This is a genomic window from Syntrophomonas sp. UBA5494, from assembly GCF_002426325.1.
The window spans coordinates 1-18,067 of record NZ_DIPG01000105.1 but is presented as its reverse complement, the minus strand read 5'-3'; the positions used below and the strand labels follow the sequence as shown (position 1 = coordinate 18,067).

13 protein-coding genes and 1 riboswitch are annotated in these 18,067 nt (G+C 48.5%); all 13 genes read right to left on the bottom strand.

Annotated features, from left to right (window positions below; translation table 11 throughout):
* Positions 1–4,286: hemoblobin-interacting domain-containing protein (locus B3W37_RS11845; RefSeq protein ID WP_483175907.1), on the bottom strand; the 4,286-nt coding region annotated here is incomplete at its 3' end.
* 239 nt (positions 4,287–4,525) lie between these two features.
* Entirely contained in the window at positions 4,526–5,854 is a 1,329-nt protein-coding gene (locus tag B3W37_RS11840) for an S-layer homology domain-containing protein (protein ID WP_483175905.1), read from the bottom strand.
* Positions 5,855–6,315: 461 nt separating this feature from the next.
* Positions 6,316–6,431, bottom strand: a riboswitch (molybdenum cofactor riboswitch).
* Between the two features lie 331 nt (positions 6,432–6,762).
* The gene (locus B3W37_RS11835; protein ID WP_483175903.1) at positions 6,763–7,587 is read right to left on the bottom strand and encodes a HesA/MoeB/ThiF family protein; all 825 of its coding nucleotides are present in this window, start codon (positions 7,585–7,587) and stop codon (positions 6,763–6,765) included.
* Positions 7,588–7,589: 2 nt separating this feature from the next.
* Positions 7,590–7,820, bottom strand: a complete 231-nt coding sequence (locus B3W37_RS11830; RefSeq protein WP_483171985.1) for a MoaD/ThiS family protein — start codon at positions 7,818–7,820, stop codon at positions 7,590–7,592.
* Between the two features lie 28 nt (positions 7,821–7,848).
* Positions 7,849–8,592: a 2Fe-2S iron-sulfur cluster-binding protein gene (locus B3W37_RS11825; protein WP_483171984.1), complete on the bottom strand. Its 744-nt coding sequence runs from the start codon at positions 8,590–8,592 to the stop codon at positions 7,849–7,851.
* A gap of 13 nt (positions 8,593–8,605) precedes the next feature.
* Positions 8,606–10,411 (bottom strand): NADH-ubiquinone oxidoreductase-F iron-sulfur binding region domain-containing protein, encoded by a 1,806-nt coding sequence (locus B3W37_RS11820; protein ID WP_483175902.1) that lies wholly within the window; start codon positions 10,409–10,411, stop codon positions 8,606–8,608.
* A complete protein-coding gene (locus B3W37_RS11815) occupies positions 10,389–10,889 on the bottom strand; it encodes an NADH-quinone oxidoreductase subunit NuoE family protein (protein ID WP_483175901.1) in 501 nt (166 codons plus the stop codon). The genes B3W37_RS11820 and B3W37_RS11815 overlap by 23 nt, the downstream gene beginning before the upstream one ends.
* A gap of 68 nt (positions 10,890–10,957) precedes the next feature.
* Entirely contained in the window at positions 10,958–12,763 is a 1,806-nt protein-coding gene (locus B3W37_RS11810) for an aldehyde ferredoxin oxidoreductase family protein (protein WP_483168901.1), read from the bottom strand.
* A gap of 2 nt (positions 12,764–12,765) precedes the next feature.
* Entirely contained in the window at positions 12,766–13,245 is a 480-nt protein-coding gene (locus B3W37_RS11805; RefSeq protein WP_481040316.1) for a 4Fe-4S dicluster domain-containing protein, read from the bottom strand.
* Between the two features lie 294 nt (positions 13,246–13,539).
* Positions 13,540–15,546 carry a sigma-54-dependent Fis family transcriptional regulator gene (locus B3W37_RS11800; protein WP_483168899.1) on the bottom strand — a complete coding sequence of 669 codons (2,007 nt, stop codon included), beginning with the start codon at positions 15,544–15,546 and terminating at the stop codon, positions 13,540–13,542.
* A 212-nt stretch (positions 15,547–15,758) separates the two neighbouring features.
* The gene (locus B3W37_RS11795; RefSeq protein ID WP_483175899.1) at positions 15,759–16,163 is read right to left on the bottom strand and encodes a putative toxin-antitoxin system toxin component, PIN family; all 405 of its coding nucleotides are present in this window, start codon (positions 16,161–16,163) and stop codon (positions 15,759–15,761) included.
* Positions 16,160–16,438, bottom strand: coding sequence for an AbrB/MazE/SpoVT family DNA-binding domain-containing protein (locus B3W37_RS11790; protein ID WP_483175898.1), 279 nt, complete (start codon positions 16,436–16,438; stop codon positions 16,160–16,162). The genes B3W37_RS11795 and B3W37_RS11790 overlap by 4 nt, the downstream gene beginning before the upstream one ends.
* A gap of 1,331 nt (positions 16,439–17,769) precedes the next feature.
* Positions 17,770–18,067: hypothetical protein (locus tag B3W37_RS11785; protein WP_483175897.1), on the bottom strand; the 298-nt coding region annotated here is incomplete at its 5' end.

The window sequence follows — 18,067 nt, the reverse complement described above, 5'->3', positions numbered from 1 at the left end:
ATGGCCGCTCTCCATGCCGCGTCTTCGCTGAAAGTGATGACTACATCTTCACCAACCTTCACCCCGCTGGCCGCAGTCAAAGCCGGAGTGATGTTGGCTTCTACATTGAAGGTAAAGCTGAATACCTGCGAGGGGAGCATCCCGATTTTGTAGGCTTGCGCCTTAATCACGGTTGTGCCCGGGGTGTCAAGGATGGGATGATCGAAAATGTAGGGCGTGTCGTAGGTCTTGATATTGTACTTGAAAACGCCCTCTTGCATGCTAGGATCAGGATCCTGGGGAGTGCTGCCATCCTTGTTGATGGTATAGTACAGGATGGCGTACTGATCCATATTGGGCATAATGAATTCCACTTTGGTATCGGCGCCCGCTCTGACAGGAGCAGCCGCCGTACCGCCGGCCGCCACGGTAACATCACCCACTACCGCTTCTTTTACATAGTTGGAGGCAAAACTGCTTAAAGCGGCGTCTCTGGTAATAGTGATAATCCCCTTACCATTGGTGAACATATTTTTGACCATGGTGGGATTGTTCATATCCAGCGGATTGCACTGGCCGATGATAAATTTGCCGTCGTCGATGTTGTAGGCAATGAACGCCGGCAGGACTTCTTGGCCTTCCCAAGTTTCCGCGGCATCGGCGGCGAGAATGTTGGGGAAATAATATCTGGTGCCGAATACATCAGTAAACGTCGGAGTTTGCCAATATCCATCCGGCGCCGCCACTTTCATGGTGGTGGTACCGAAATTATCCGCGCCGAATTCCTCTTCCAGCGTTTTGCCGTAGGCCGCTTCGATAATGCCGCGCACGGTAGGCCCCATAAACCCCGTTTCATTCTTCTTTGTGCCAAAGGAGTTGATCATGGAAACGTCGTAGGTTTTGTCGCCTTCCTGCGCCGCAATGGCTTTGAACTGGCCCATGGTAAAGGTCTTGACGGTATTGCCGCCTTCCAGGATTTGCAGCACCTCGGCGCTGTCCCGGCACACATATACGGTCGCGCAGGCTATGATGGCACCGCTGTTGTCTTCAAAGCTGAAGGTATGGACTCTATTCATGGCCAGGCCGCCAAGATAAGCTGCCTTAGGGGTAATGGTGGTAACCGTTCCCTCTGTCGCCGTGGTCAGATCAACCGGGTATACCTGTTGATTCTCGGTTTTTACGCGTTTGTAGCCGCTGCTCCCGAAATCGATGCTCCAAGTGGGCAGAATCGCGGCGGGATCGCCGGCATCGTAGGTAGAATGACCTTTGTAGGCTACCGTGGAATCAGCGGCGACTACAGGCGCAACCACCTTCTGATAAAACTTCTCATCCTGATAGCCGGTTGCGATGATCGTAACCGTATAGGTTCCCACCGAGATGAAATAGTTTTTCAGCACGTCGGCATTTATGGCGATGGTCCCGGCATTCTTGTCAATGGTCAGAGCGCTGCTGTTAACGGTGAGGGTAACGCTCCTGACCGGCGTAGTGAGGGTAATCTTGGTGATATTGTCCGCCCAGGCATCGGCGCCGGTATGGTTTTTATCATAGTTGAACACCACCGCATTCTGGGGATAGACGAAAATAGTCTCCGCCGCCGCCGTCGCCTTGGGGGACAGCCGCTTGGAAATCGTCTGCGTCACATTGTTCAAAGTATAGCCTTCAACGATGATTCCCAGGATACAGCTGCCAGAAGAGAAGTAGGAGCTGTCATCCGCCTTTTTGCCCTTGATGGTCACGGTTCCCGCCGCCACGTCAACATCATACTCCAGCAAAGTGCTCGAATACTTGATATAGGCGATGCTGTCGGCATAGGCAACCGCCCCGGGGTCGTCCTTGTCGAAAGTCAGGACAATATCCTCGCCCATGTAGACCGGGTCCGGCGCCGGCATAATGGCCGGCTTGGTATCGGTCACCGCCGTCAGGGAGTAGGGCACCTCAATATCCGGGTAACCGGTCACGGAAATAGCGAAGCGGTGATTTCCCGGGGCGGTGGCAAAATAAGCGTTATTATTGGAGGCCATATTGATAATCAGCTGATGATCAACCACCGAATAGTATTGCGTGGCAATGTTCTTGGAGGAGGTGGCGCCTTCCAAATAGAATTTGACCGCCGTTATCTGATCTTTGGTGATGCTGGCCGCAAAATCGATCTTAAGGGGGGTCACGGAAAAATCGCTGTAAATCAGCGTGGGACTGTCGGCAGTAACCGAAGCCGTGGTAAATGGCGCTACAATGGGCTGGGTCACGGTGGTGGGCTTGAACCCTTTGGACCAGAAGCCGATGGTATAGTTGCCCACTTGCGTAAACACGCTCTTGTTTATGGTAACCAGCGGTTTGTTGTAGGTGCCGCTGACCGTGTATTGGCCCGGCTCTAATGTTGTTCCATTGACGGTTAGCCTATAGAAATTCTCAAGATATTTCGTACCGTAAGAAGAGCTGATCGCTCCGGTGACGGTGACGTTGCCGATCGTGCCCCCCGCCGCGCTGTCAAAGCCGCTGTTTGCCGAGGTGTCGGCCGTCCAAGAAGTAGGCCCGTTTTGCAGTTCCATGGTGATGCTCAGGTTCACGGTGACGGAGAAGGCATCATCAGTCACTTCCTTGATCGTCACTGGGACGGTGCTGTTCAGGGTGGTGGTTTCGGCGGTCGCTTCATCCCACGCCGCCGTTACAATGACGCTTTTGGTCGCGGCATTGTATCTCAGGCTGTAGAAGCTGGCGGTATAATCGGGGGTATAGCTTACGAAATCCAGCTCATCGCCGTCTCTGTCCATAGCGATCTTATCGATCGGGAGGACAATTTCCGCGACCGGATTATTGTAATCGAAACGGAGGTTTTGCAAGTACGTGTTTTTTTCCGGCGCCCGGTTGGCAACCGGGGTTATGGTGTAAGAATATACATAATCCATATAGCCGCCTGCCGATATGGTGATGGTATAGGTGCCGGGGTCTTCAAAGTAATCACGCGCGCCCAGGATAACGCTTCTAGGGGAATAGCTGGCAGTAAGATACTCATTTGAGTCTGTAACGGTTTGGTTGCTCTCCGACTTGGGGAACTCCACCGGTGGGTCGGAGTCTTTTTGCACCACGACCTGGTTGACCGCCGCCACCCAGGTTCTGCATTCCGTTGTGTCAGGTACGGTTACGGTTACCCATATTCTCGTCTTGTCGGGGATTTCCTTGTTGGACGTCCAGGTGAAATCACCTGCGGGCAGCGGCAACAAAACTGCCAGCACGGTCTGGGTTACGGTAGCATCGCTGTAACCGGACGCCTTGACCACAATGGCGTAGTCTTTGGCCGTTGCGAACAGGCTGGCATCAAAAGTAAGCTTGCCTGCTGCCGCTGAGTACTTGTCACCTGCAATGGCAGCGCCATCGACGGTAACCTCAGTAATGGTATTTCTCCAGGTTTCGTCTTCCGCAAAGGTAATTTCTATGGAGTTGCCGACCGTGTTATCGGTAGCATCGGCCGCAAGGACAGGCGGAGCAAGCAAAGCAGCCTCACCTACCGTCTGGGTTACGGCAGCATCGCTGTAACCGGACGCCTTTACCACAATGGCGTAGTCTTTGGCCGTTGCGAACAGGCTGGCATCAAAGGTAAGCTTGCCTGTTGCCGCTGAGTACTTCTCACTCGCAATGGCAGCGCCATCGACGGTGACCTCGGCAATGGCATTTCTCCAGGCTTCATCCTCCGCAAAGGTAATGTCTATGGCGTTTCCGACCCTGTTATCGGCGGCATCGGCGGTTAAAACCGGAGGCGGCGAACCCTCAGTCATTATGCCCATTAACACCATGCGCGCATTGCTGTCTACTGGATCTATCGCTGTCATGGTCTGGGTCACACCGGCATCAGCATAGCCGTCGGCCTGGACCGATATCTGATAATCGCCGGCAACCGTAAACACCCCGGCCGCAATAGCTATCTTCTCACTGTATATTGTATATTGCTCAGAGGACAGTTCTGTTCCGTCTACTGTTATGCGGCTGATGGAGGTACTCCAGCTTCCTTCATCAGTAAAAGCAATCTCTGCGGGCTGCCCGATGATGTTCTCGGCAGTATCAGCCCTTAGAGCAGGAGCGGTTAAAACCTCCTCCTCCAATCCATTATTTTCGCTGTCGTCATTTAAATCCGGGGCCTCTGAGAGTGGTGCCGCATCACCTGCGTTGTTATCAGAGCTATCGGCCGGATCGGCTAAAATCTGATTATCCCCCTCATCCTCAGGCACCAGTTCCATGGTCGATGTTCCATCCGCGGCAGCCGCCGTCACCGGCAATATAAAGCTGCCCAATCCCAAAAATATAGTTAGCATTATGCATACAATTAAATTCCCCAACCTCTTTTTCCTTAGAAACATGACCAAAAACACTCCTCTCCACTTTTGTTAAACACAACGAGTGCTTCCGTTTTCTCTGTTAGTCCATCCTCCATGTGACCTTTTTTCAACGGCGGCCTGGAAGTGCTTCCGTTTTATCTGTAGTCCGCCTCCTCTCAGTTTATTGCTGGCGCCTAACCCTGCTTGGCCTGCACAGGTTTCATGATCCGGTCTTTCTATAATGCCTTTACAATTACCGTTACAGCCTCAGCTCGGGTAGCGGTTGCCCGGGGCCTGAAGGTATTATCCGGATAACCTGAGATTATGCCTTCTCCTCCGGCTCTGGCTACAGCTTCTTTAGCCCAGTCGGAAATCTGCCCTCCATCGGCAAAGTCTTTCCCCGCTGAAGCATCGGTAAGTTCAGCTGCCTTGGCAATCATCACCGCCATCTGTTCCCGGGTTATGCTGTCGTCGGGGCCAAAGCTGGTATCGCTGTATCCGGTTACGATTCCCTCAGCCGCTGCTGCAGCAATGAAATCCTTGGCCCAGTGGTCCGCGGTATCGTTGAATACCTTTCCGGCTCTCGCTTCCAGCTTGAAGGCTTTCACCAGGATAGTGGCAAACTCTGCCCTGCTGATGGTGTTGTCCGGTTTAAACGTTCCTTCCGGATAACCCTTCACTGCTCCGGCAGCCACCAGCTGGATGATATTCGCTTCCGCCCAGTGGCCGGCAATGTCTTTTAACCCCGGTGTTTCTGTACCTGGTGTTTCAGCTTTTTCACGGGCCAGGACGGCAAATTTACTGAAATGATTTACCTCTCCGCTTACTGTTCCGGCTGCGGCATCCACTACGATATTGTCCAGAATGATCCACTGCCCGTTTTGCCAGTAATAAATGCCCAGATCATATTGGCTGCTATCGATCTTGGAGGGATCAAAGGGCAGGGTAATGGTGACAGGCTTATTGAATTCACTATTGCCGTCACTGCTGATTTCATATACCTCACCCAACAATAATAATCTCAATCCTGATGGAACCTCAGGAATCCCTGTAGTTAATTTTTTAACCGTGACTTTTATGTCACCGCTGATGGCATCCGCCGGAAAACTCACCACTACTCCGGCTTCATTTACGGTACCTCCGTCGGGGCCAACCGTCTGTCCGGCAGGGGCATTGCCTCCGCCTCCGCCGCCTCCTCCGCTTCCGGGGCTCGCCCCGTTTTTCGTTACCACCAAGGCTTTATTGGCAACATTGCTGCCGTAACCGGCTACTACCGTCAAGGTTCCGGGCGGGACCGGGGGGACCTTGAATGTACAGCTATAATTTCCGCTGGAGCTTGATTTAACCGCGTCGTAAAACACTATATTTCCGCTGCTGTCAAGTATTTTAACCGACACCCAGGTGTCGGGATCAGCGCTGCCCCATGCGGTTATGCTGGTTTCAGCCGTTGCGCTGTCCGCGCTCAACGTCAGGGTAACCGAAGCGTTAACGGCAAAAACCGGTCCCGGGAGCATCGACATCATGAATAGCATGGTAATCGCTACAGCAATTAGCCTTCTCGTCATTAGATATCACCTCTCAAAATGTAATTACGCTTAAAGTCTTCTTCTCAGCCAGAAACACTACTGTCATCGGCAGCCAGGATGGCAACTCTTGTTCTGTATAGAGTTCTCATCAGCTTAAACTTGGTGTCTTATCAGGCTTGTACATCACTTATTGAAGTCTCCTGAGCGTAGATCCCATACAACATACCCACCGATCAACTCATCCCTCCAATCTCTGCATAAATTAAGCAACTTCCGCCTCTCTTTTGAGAAATGCCGTTTATCCTGTCGTACAAGAATCATTTTTACAGCGAATACTCTGCTCCGGGCAAAAAAAAGACTCGGCAAAAGCAATGCCGGGTCCAGCTATACATGTAATCAGAAATACCAAAATATGATCGGGAATGCTGTTTGAATTACGGGGAGAAATACGATTAGAAATATGCGGTGAATAACACGATGAATAAGCGAGTATGATGAATATCATTCGGATTACAGCTTCCTTTCCACAATGGGAGGCACACCCGTTTCCCGGTGTACCCCGACTTAAGGCCCATGGCATCGCTTTAGGTCCCTAAGTTCGGAAAACATATACGAATTTTCATAAAATGCATAATATTACATGGTAATCATTATATTCATTTTATACTTGTAAACAGCTTTAAGCAACACATAAGCAATCCACGGTCACCTGTAGCCCCCAAACCATGTCAATAAAAACCGGGCGATTGTATGGTATGCTTTTAGGAGCCGGGCTCAGGGACATGATAAATGAGCGAAAAAGGCCCCCTGATCAAGGAAGCCTTATTTTGCTTAGCTAAATGTAATATGTGCTCAATTTAGACGCACTCTGATTTGGCTGCCTGCATCATAAACTCTCCATTATCAGGTTGGCTCCTACTCTTCTATCGCGATACTCAAAGGCAATATTAATCATCCGTGCACAACTCTATCGTTTCCATGTCCATGTCCAGGAGATTGATCAGCATAATCCGATTACGCAGCAATTCCCCGCGGCCCAGCAGAATTTTAACCGTTTCAGCCACTTGCAAACTGGCCACCAGGGCGGGAGTGAAAGCCGGAGTAGATAAAATTCGCCCGTTCTCATAATTCTGTCTATAGATTTCTTCAATTACTGTATCACCCGGGAATTGGGTCGTAAGCTGCCCCATCCATCCTTCTACGGCTCCATGCACCAAAGGAATCCCCAACTCCCGGCAGGCAGAACTTAACTTGAGACGATCCCGGGCATTATCCAAGGCATCTATGACTGTTTTACAGCCCGGCAGTACGGTCCTGGCCTGCTCCATATCGAACCGGGACTTTACCGCTTGAAAGCAAACTGCCGGATTAATAGCCTTCAATCTTGATTCTGCCGCCTCCACCTTGCCCTTTCCAAGCAGACTGAAATCCGATAGGATCTGACGGTTGATATTATGCTCTTCAAATGCGTCAAAATCCCAACCTATAATCGTTCCGATCCCCAGTCGGGCCAGCTGCTCTAAGACGTTGCCGCCCAGCCCGCCGCAGCCTATAACCACCACTTTGGAATTTAACAAAACTTGCTGTTCAGAAACACTGATGGTTCCAATATTACGATGGTAACGCAACGGAATAATCCCCTGGGACAATGCCTGATCTTCCAAAGATCGCTCCTGGACGCCGGTCTGAGAAGATATTTCACGCACCTCTGCCCAGGCCAGGGAACCTGCCTCAGAAAACTTCTTTAATAAACTTGCTGCTTTTTCATCCATTATCAACCACCTGCCACGGGAGGGAATATGGCCAGCACATCTTGCTCTTTTAAGACAGTGTCAAAGCTCGCGTGCCTGCCATTGACGAATATGATCCCGATTTTCATTTCTTCAGCATCAATGGAAAGATCATTTAAAACCTGCAACACATTGGTTCCCTCTGGAAATTCCAAATCATTGACCTTGAATCGTCCTTTGCGCAAGTTGGCAAACAACTTTACCGTGATCTTCATGGCCCCATCCTCCTGTGAGTATAATCAATTATTCCGAAACAAAGACCGCTATTTTTTCCGCCATCATTCTTTTACGGCAGTCTTCACACAGGTCTGACTGGATCACATATTCCGGCTTCCTTGCGGTTAAATGAGCGATTTCTTCACGGCTTGCATAATAGCTGCCGCAGCGCGAACAAGCCTGCATGGCAAAGGCCTTGTTCCAGATGACCCGGATTCCCTCCTTTTCCGTCATTTCAATGGCTCCGGCCGGGCATACCCGGGCGCAGGTTCCACAGCCTATGCACACCGCCGCGGCTTCATCATAGGGAGTGGCAACCCTTTTCTGAGTTCCCCGCATGATGAGGGAAATCGCGCTGCTCCCCAGTTCTTCGCAGGCCCGCACGCAGATATTGCATAGAATGCAGCGTTCTTCGGGATTTTCCTGCAGTGAGTTCTGCGGGCATCCGTACTCTTGAAAAAGCTGTCGCATAACTGGACTCCCGGTAGCCCGCTTGTAGAGCAGCATAATGATATTGCGCCTTATCTTATCTATAACCGGAGTGGAGGTAGTGACTTCAATTCCCTCTTTCACCGGATAGGTGCAGGAAGCGACCACTTCTTTCCTGCCGCCCTCATTGACCTCGACCATACACAGCCGGCAGCGGCCTTGTCCCTCCAGGGATTCATGGTAACAGAGGGTGGGAATATGGATTCCGGCTCTGCGGGCCGCTCCCAGGAGCGTTTCTCCCAAAACCGCGTCAATTTCTTTTCCATCCACGATGATCTTCATAATCCCATACCTCCTATACAACTTTAATAGCCCCGAAATTGCAGCGATTGAAGCAATCACCGCAGCGAATGCACAGTTCCTGGGAGATAGTATGAGGCTCCTTCTTCTCCCCGCGAATAGCCTGCACCGGGCAGTTCTTTTCACACAAGCCGCAGCCGGTGCATATCTCAGGAATTATATCAAAGGTAGTCAGGCTGCGGCATACCCCGGCTGCACATCTTTTTTCATGAATATGGCTGATATACTCGGGGCGAAAATACCTGAGAGTCGATAATACCGGATTGGTAGCCGTTTTGCCCAGGGCGCACGATGATGCCGCCTTCAGGGTTTCGCTCAGATCTTCCAACAGATCTAAATCTTCCATTTTTCCATGTCCTTCACAGATTCGGGTTAGAATCTCCAGCATTCTGTCAATTCCTTCACGGCAGGGAACACATTTGCCGCATGACTCCCCGGCCAGGAAATGGAGATAATACCGGGCCACCTCTACCATGCAGGTATGTTCATCCATTACGATAAGACCGCCTGACCCCATCATTGAGCCCGCCTCGGTCAATGAATCAAAATCAATCTCCAGGTCCAGCAACTCGGCCGGTATGCATCCGCCGGACGGCCCCCCGGTCTGAACGGCTTTGAAAGCCTTCCCTTTGAGAATCCCCCCGCCGATGTCAAAAATGATTTCCCTTAAGGTGGTGCCCATCGGCACTTCCACCAGTCCGGTATTTACTACTTTACCTACCAGGGAAAACACTTTGGTTCCTTTACTGTTCTTACTGCCAATAGACGCGAATTTTTCTGCGCCTGCCAGGATAATTACCGGGATATTGGCCCATGTTTCCACGTTATTGATTATAGTCGGCTTTCCCCACAGCCCCTTCTCGGTGGGATAGACGTATTTATCCCGCGGTTCTCCCGCATTTCCTTCAATGGAGTTCATTAAGGCCGTCTCTTCACCGCAGACAAAAGCCCCCCCGCCCCGTACGATTTCAATATCAAACGCCCATCCCTTGCCCATAATGTCCTCGCCTAAATATCCATTAGCTCTGGCGTCCTGGATGGCTCTGCCCAGATTTTGCACGGCCAGTCCATACTCGTCGCGGACATAGATGAATCCTTTATGAGCGCCTATTGCCATCGACCCGATGATCATGCCTTCAATAACGGTATGGGGATCTCCCTCCATAATGCTGCGATCCATAAAGGCGCCGGGATCCCCTTCATCACCGTTGCAGACCAGGTATTTTTCCGAAGCTTCTTGAGCTGCACAGCTCCGCCATTTGCGCCCGGTGGGAAATCCCGCCCCTCCCCGCCCTCTAAGTCCGGAACGCTCGATCTCGTCGATAATGTCCGCCGGCGACATGGCAAAAGCCTGGCCCAATGCTTTGTAACCGTCATAAGCCAGATAATCGTCAAGGGAGGCGGGATCGATTTCGCCAATATGGCGCAGGGCCACCTTATGCTGCTTTTTATAGAAATTGATCTCGTGGTGGGATCTGACCTGTTTTTTAGTGACAGGGTCGCGATAGAGAAGCTTTTTTACCAATTCGCCTTGCTTAATCGTCTTATCTATTATTTCAGCCACATGTTTGGCTTGAACCCGACAGTAAGTGATGTCGTCGGGCAGGATTTTCACCAGAGGCCCCTGCTCACACCAGCCGTTGCAGCCTGTGGCTTTGGCATAGGTTTCGACAGTCACCCCGGGTTCAGGATGCAGCTGATTTTGAAAGGCCAGAAATACGTCCATGCTGCCGCTGGCCTGGCAGCCGGTTCCGCAGCATACCAGTATTTTTCTGTTATCAGGAGGATTTTGCGTTGTCATTTATATCCCCCCTTATACCATTAATAACATCCAGAATCCCTGCCGATGAAACCTTGGAGTATACCTTTTCATTGATCACCATTACCGGCGCTATAGCGCAGGCTCCGATGCAGTTTACGGTTTCCAGGGAAAACATGCCGTCCGGGCTTGTTTCACCCGGCCTGATGGCAATCGCGTTGAATATCTGATCAATTAGCACCGCCGAGCTTTTAATATGGCAGGCGGTGCCGTCGCATACTTTGATATGGTACTTGCCTCTGGGCACCAGGCTGAAAGCTTTGTAAAAAGTAGCCAGGGCGTAAACTTTTGAAAAGGGAATCTCCACATGCCTGGCAATCTCCTCCAGGGCTTCCCTGGGCAGATAATTGCACTGTTTCTGTAAATCCTGCATCATGGCTAAAATATAACGTTTATCACCCGGATAGGCCCGGATGATACGCTCCAATTCTTCCGGCAATTGGACTGTTATCCCAGGCATAGGCGCTTTCCTCCTTACCAGGGCCATCCGCGCCGGTGATGGCGCGGACCGCCCTTGTTTTATTGAGCCTAGGCCAGGCCCAATTCCTCCATTTTGCCCTCCTTGGGAACGCCGTTTTCATTCCATCCACGAAGTTCATAGTATTCCGGCAGCATTTTATCCAGTTGATGCACCTGTCCTTGGCGCGGTCCGCCTTTCATCGGCTCCTCCAGCAATCGTTTGGGCAGGCGGTCGTCTTTGCTGCTGAAACCAGCCGCCAGGTTAAAAAGCCGTTCCATGTTCCAGATCCGTTCTCCCGCCAGTAAAAACTCTTCATCACTCATAGTGATTCCGGTGGCTGCCCTGATTTCCGAAGAGAGTTCGGAAAGTCCTATGGCAAAAGTGGTGAACAGACAGGTTCCGGATGAGTCGACCAGGGCGGTCAGATCCTGGAAAAGCTTCAAAAGAGCCGGCTTCCCTTCCGTGCTGGCCGGATCAGCCAGCTCAGGAATGCCCAGAATTTCCGGGGAGGTCAGATAGCCGCGCACATGGCAGCCGCCCCGGTTGGAGGTTGCATAATTCAGCCCGATGCCCTGCTGGCCGCGAGGATCATAAGCGGGGAGCTCCTGTTTCTTCACCGTCATTGAGTATTCCGGATGACCGTATTGATCCGCCAGGCGGTACGAACCTTCTGCCAATTGATCGCCAAATCCTTCCCGAAATGCGGTTTTCTTGACCATTTCCACCAGCAGTTCGCCATCAGCCCAGTGCAGAGATTGCTCTACATCTCCTGTAGGTATAATCCCCTTCTGGTACATTTCCACCGCACAGGCCAGGGTGCTTCCCATAGTAATAGGGTCCAAGCCCAACTCGTTGCAGAGGAAATTAGCCTTGGAGACCGCCTCGAAATCGTCCAGGCCCAGATTAGCCCCGAAAGCCCAGGTTGCCTCATATTCCGGACCCTCTCCCCGGCTTTTGAATTTGCCCTGACTGATCTTGGTTACCCGCCCGCAGCCGATCGTGCAGCCGAAACAGCCTTTATTTTTTACCAGATATTTTTCCGCCTGATACTCCCCGGATATTTTTTCCGCTCCCTCGAAAACGGCTGCCTCACTGTAGTTTTTAACCGGCAGGCCGCCATTTTCATTCAGAATATTTATCAATATATTGGTGCCATAAGCTGTGAGTCCCTCACTGGTAACCGGATGGGCCGCCAGTTTCTTACGGGCATCGACAGCCGCCTCCATGAAATCATTGACACTTGCGACTTTTACTCCGCCGGTTCCCCGCACTGCAACTGCCTTAAGGTTTTTTGATCCCATCACCGCACCAACCCCGGAGCGTCCCGCTGCCCGGTGATATTCATTCATTATGCAGGCAAACTTAACCTGGTTTTCACCGGCCGGTCCTATACAGGCTACCTTGGTTTCTTCATCGGTGCTTGCTTTAATCAGGTCGGTGGTTTCAAAAACATCTTTTCCCCATAATTCGGACGCATCACGTATTTCAACCTGGTCATTATATACCCAGAGATAGACCGGTTTTGCGGCGCGGCCTTCAATAATAATTCCGTCAAAGCCGGCAAATTTCAGCTCCGGTCCAAAGTTTCCTCCGGAATTGGAGGCGGCAATGGTGCCGTTTAAAACCCCTTTGGTAACCACATTGAACCGTCCTCCACAGGGAGCGAAAGTTCCGGTTAAAGGACCACTCATGAATATTACTTTATTTTCCGGACTTAAAGGATCTACATTGGGATCGACTTCTTTTACAAAAAGCCTGGTTCCCAATCCCCGAGCGCCAATATAGTTGCGCAAATCGTCGCGATCCAAAGCTTCCTGGCTGATGGTTCCACGAGTTAAATCAATTCTTAAGATTTTCCCCATCCATCCAAACATAGCTAAATCACCTCCTCGAATGCGGTCTTAAATTTTTCGGCGTAGCTCTTGCGTTTCGCCAGGGTAGCTTGTAGAGGGTCTTGATAACTAATGGCCCCGGATGGGCAGTATTTGATGCATTGAGGGTCCCCGCCGCAAAGATCGCATTTTAGGATCATGTCTTTGCCCGGATCATAGGTAGCAGCGCCAAAGGGACAGGCGATTGTACACATCTTGCACCGCAGGCACTTATCCTGCGAGACCAGCAAAGCTGCTGAATGTTCATCCCGCTGGATGGCGCCCACCGGGCAAACCTGCATACATGCCGCCACACTGCACTGCTGGCACACCATGGGAGCAGACAGCCCTACTTTTTCATAACTGAAGACGGTAATTCTGGAGCGTAATGGATTAAACTCCTGCGCGTGGACAAAAGAACAAATCATTTCGCATGTTCGACATCCGGTGCATGTTTCTGGTTGAACAATTAGATTCTTCTCCATCTTGGCCTGGCTCTATCAAGTAAAGCCAGGGATTCACCTCCTTTTCCCAATCTCTAAAAACCTTTAAAGCAATATTCATGCCATACCTGCAGGCTTTCAAATATTAATTCTTAAAGCTGAATATTTGGTTTTTTGCTTTTCATTGCCGGCTCCAGGGAATAAATTCCGCTTAATTTTTTCTTTTCAATTACGGTATGGGCAAAAAAATATTGTACCGACACTGTTCATTATCGGTACAATATTGTGACATCACAGTTACACTTGTTTAACATCTATGTTTAATAATTATCAGAATCAAAGTTGGATGTTGTACTCCCTTATTTTTCGGTACAATGTATTCCTTGAAATCCCCATATGCCGGGCTACCATGGTTATATTGCCTCCATACTGGCCAAGCAGTTCCACAATCTCCTGTTCTTCCGCCGCGGCCCGGAGCTGCTTTCGGCGCTTTCTTTCTAAACCTACACTGGCAATAGTTCCAGGATTGACCTGCTCTCTATCCTGAAGGCTTATAATCGTTTCTTCCCGCACCTCACTGGGCAGGTCTCTGTAAGACAGCCGTTTATCACGGGCAACACAGAGCATTCTTTCCACCACATTTTGAAGTTCTCGAGCATTGCCCGGCCAATCATAGCGGGTTAGAGCTTCTACAATCTTCGGCTCATAATAGTCAATTTCGATCGCCAAACGCCGACTTATTTCATCGAGGAAGTATTCGAAAAGCTGGGGAATGTCTTCCCGATGATCGCGCAGGGGCGGCAGTTTAATGGTTATTACATTCAGACGGTAAAAAAGGTCCTCACGAAAGTTCTTTTTTTCTACCGCTTCGCGCAAGTTTTTATTGGTAGCGCAAATAATGCGGACATCAACCGGGATAATCTTATCGTCTCCGATACGGACAATCTTCTTCTCCTGAATGGCCCTCAGTAGAGCTCCCTGTTTTCCCTGCGTCATATCACCGATTTCGTCAAGAAACAGAGTCCCTCCGGTGGCCAGTTCAAATTTCCCCGGCCGCCCGCCGCGGTAGGCGCCTGTGAAAGCACCTTCAACATAACCAAACAGCTCGCTGCCCATCAACTCTCTGGGTATAGCAGCGCAATTGAGAGCCACAAACGGCCCGTTCCGCCTTCGACTGGCATTGTGGATAGCCTGGGCAAAAACTTCTTTGCCGGTCCCGCTTTCCCCTTCGAGCAGAATGTTGCTGTCGTTTTCGGCAGCCAGGGCGGCTATGCGAATAGCCTCCTGCAAATGCTGGCTGTTTCCAATGATGTCTGTGAATTGAAACCGGGCTTCGGAGCCGGCAAAACGATTGACCAGTTTTTTAATTTTATTTATGGGATTTATTATGATTACGCCACCCAAATACCGGCCTTGATGATCTTTTAAGGCCTCACCTGAAATTAGGCAATGGAGGTGGTTTTTATCTGATTGGTCCATTACTTCGATGTTTGAGAAAGGTTTTCCGGAATTCAGGATTTCCTTGATTTTAGGGATGTTTTTAAGTACCTCTTCGATATGAAACCCGTTAACTTTGTTTTTAGACTTGTTCAAAATACGTTCTGCAGACGGATTGATCTGTTCAACAATGCCATCGGAATTTAATACCATAACCCCGTCTGACATAGTATGAAAAACGCTATTAATGCGGTTATTAACCAGAGTAAGCTCTTGATTTTTCTTCTGTACCCTCAATTGTTCCTCTATCGCTTTAACAGCTGCCACAACCATCCCCAAGGTGTGTTTGTTGCTGGCCTGGGAGGGGCCCGACATTTGCAGAGCACCTATAACCTGTCCGTCGTCACCTGTAATGGGAGCAGCCGAACAAGTCCAGTTGTGAATATTCTGGCAGTAATGCTCTTCGCCAGATATCTGCACCGGCTTTTCCAATACCAGAGCGGTTCCGATTCCGTTGGTGCCGGCACTTTCTTCACACCAGTTGCTGCCGGGAATAAGACTGATCTCCATAGCCTTTTTATTAATTACAGGATCCCCCAACGTTTCTAGAATCTTACCGGTTTCATCGGACAATATGACTGCAAAACCGGATCCGGCCACAAAGTTATAGATGTTTTCCATAAAGGGCCTGGCAATGGCGATCAAGGTGCTTTTTTGACCGCGCAAGTTTTTTAATTCGGTTTCGTCCATTATCGTAATACTTCCGCCGTTATAAGGATCGATCCCGGCTTGTCGACAGCGCTGCCACGATCCGGCAATGATCTCCGGTACTATATCCATGTCTATTACAGCCTTAGCAACGAAATGCTCCCAGGCCTTAGCGATTGTCTGGTTATTCTTACGCATTACTGTTCCTCCCTACCGACAGCTTATGGCATGCATCATATTACAGTAAGCAATGATTGCCCATATAATATAATAATAAGATAAAATTAACGAAACAAAATGTCAGATTTATCCGACTTTTAAAGATTTCTTCTCTTGGTAAGCGACTCCTTTTGGGTTAATGGTTTTTACATGGAGTGTGTGACACCTATTTCAGATGCAGGCTATTTTTTCTAAAAGTCGCTTATAAACTCTGCTGCTGTTACAATTTTTGGAGTTTCTACGCCCGATTCCAAAAAGTCTCTATCTCCTGTAATTAGGACATCCACCTTTGCCTTTAATGCCGCTCTGAGTATAGGGCGATCATTTACATCTCTGATCATGTTTTCCTTTTCATCCACTTCCTCTTGGCCGGGTGTGCTTACCACTTCAAAAAGCGCCCACGTAAAAAATCTTTCTATTAAAGGTATACTATCCGGAAATTTCCTATTAAAAACTCTTCTTACCTCATCAACAATTTGATCACACAATATAATTTTATATGGTGATTGTGATGCTTTAGCATAAGCGGCAAATGGAGTTCCATTCGGATTGCGAATAGCGGAGATAATGATATTAGTATCAATCATTATCCTCATCTACCTTCAATCTCCTGCCGTATTTCTTTAACCAAATCGTTTATATCATCGTCTGAATTAATTCCCACAGCTTCAAATCTTCCTTGCATTTCTTTCTGAAGCGTTTTCATTGCATAAAGAGCGGAGTTCATAACAATAGCATAATCACCCTGGCAAATGAAAGTCACCCTTTCACCTTCGGACAACTTAAGCATGTCGCGTATATCCTTGGGAATCGTTACCTGCCCCTTGGCCATGATTTTTGCATTATCTACAATTGGTCGGTTTATAGCCATTTTCAAACCTCCTTGCCATGCAGGAAATTCCTACTTTCCCTACTTGCTAGTATATATCAATTACTTAATATTTAACACTACCTCAAGCGAGTACTTCTGCCTGATTTTGAAGATTCATGATCTACGGTTCCAAAGAACTTTTGAGTTGGAAGTGCGGCTCGAATATCATACTGCTATATAAAGGGAAGGTTGACGTGTTTGCACCAGAGGTAGCTACGGGTCAGCAAAACCACATCCCGTGCCTTTCTAAACTTCCCCGGCCTCATATCACCATGAATACAGCAAAACATCCGTCCACCCAGCTTACTTAAGGGCTTTACGGCCTTTTGATTTCCCAGGCCGATTGCGCATCTAAATCGAGCTAAACTTCTTAATTTGAATTATCCTTCCTTGATATATTCCGCACCGATTTGCCTGTCTTTGATGAAAAAGGGCGCGTCACTCAACGTTTTTAAATTAACGTTTTGCGACAGCCCCATGGTTTGCGTTAAGGTTTGACTTCTGACAACAACTTTAGTTATTGTAATTTTATTTCTGTTTTATTCTTATCACAATTACGATTAAATAGTCTATATGTAAAATACAAAATTATATTTAGTAAGCATACTGCAAACATTGTATTTGTAAACGTAGAAACAACAACTATATCAAACCATGAAGTGGAATAATAAATAAATGCCGCTATAGATACAGATAAAATTAACACACAAATCGAGTTTAATATTATAATTAATTGCTGCTTTGAGTTGTTTTTTAAGATGTTGAAAATAACAAAACAGTAACCGACTGCCATTAAAGTATGGGGTAAAGTTATAAACATACCTTTAAAAGCAAAAGAATAAAAAAGGTTCATGGCATAATTATCAATAAATAACTCCCCTACATTTTTGCTTCTGGAAATTAATATGGAAAAAAATAGTACAAATAATGTTAACATTAAAAAACATAATATTAACTTAAAGATCACTCGTTTCATTATAACTCCCCACTAAACCACCTAAGGAAATTGTATGTCCAGTAGTATACCATCTTGTTCCATGTCTCCAATCAACATAAACTTCTACCTTTATTAACCCAAGGCCTCTTTTATATTTGCAACATTAACATAAATAAGTTGAGAATGCAACAAATGGGAATGTTGTATATTTAACCCTACTTTCTTTTATTCTACAATAAATGTTGTATTTAATTTTATTTTCATGAGTAAAAACTACCATCGCACTGTACGACAGTAGCCTAATGCTCTGAATTATTCCATATAAAAAACCCCGCCGGTTTCCCATTTTAGCGGGGCTTAATAACAATACTAAGAGTAGTAAATTTGTTAATTATTAGACAAATTTATTACTCTGACTAATTCCGGCTTGCTGACCGATCTGACTGAGGCTGGAGGACCCTTTGCCTAATTGATCTCTTGAAGCTTGATACGTATCGGGTCCCATTGTGGAAATACTGGATAAGGAAGAACCTGTCCCCATAGCCTGCCCAACCCCTAAAGATTGGTTAGGGAAATCGCTCATACCACCGCTCTGGAATCCTGATTGCCCTATTCCCGTTGTTTCAACGCCGGAATAACCCTGTCCGCCCATAAACTGCATCGTATTCTGGTAAGTTTGCGGATTCATTGTA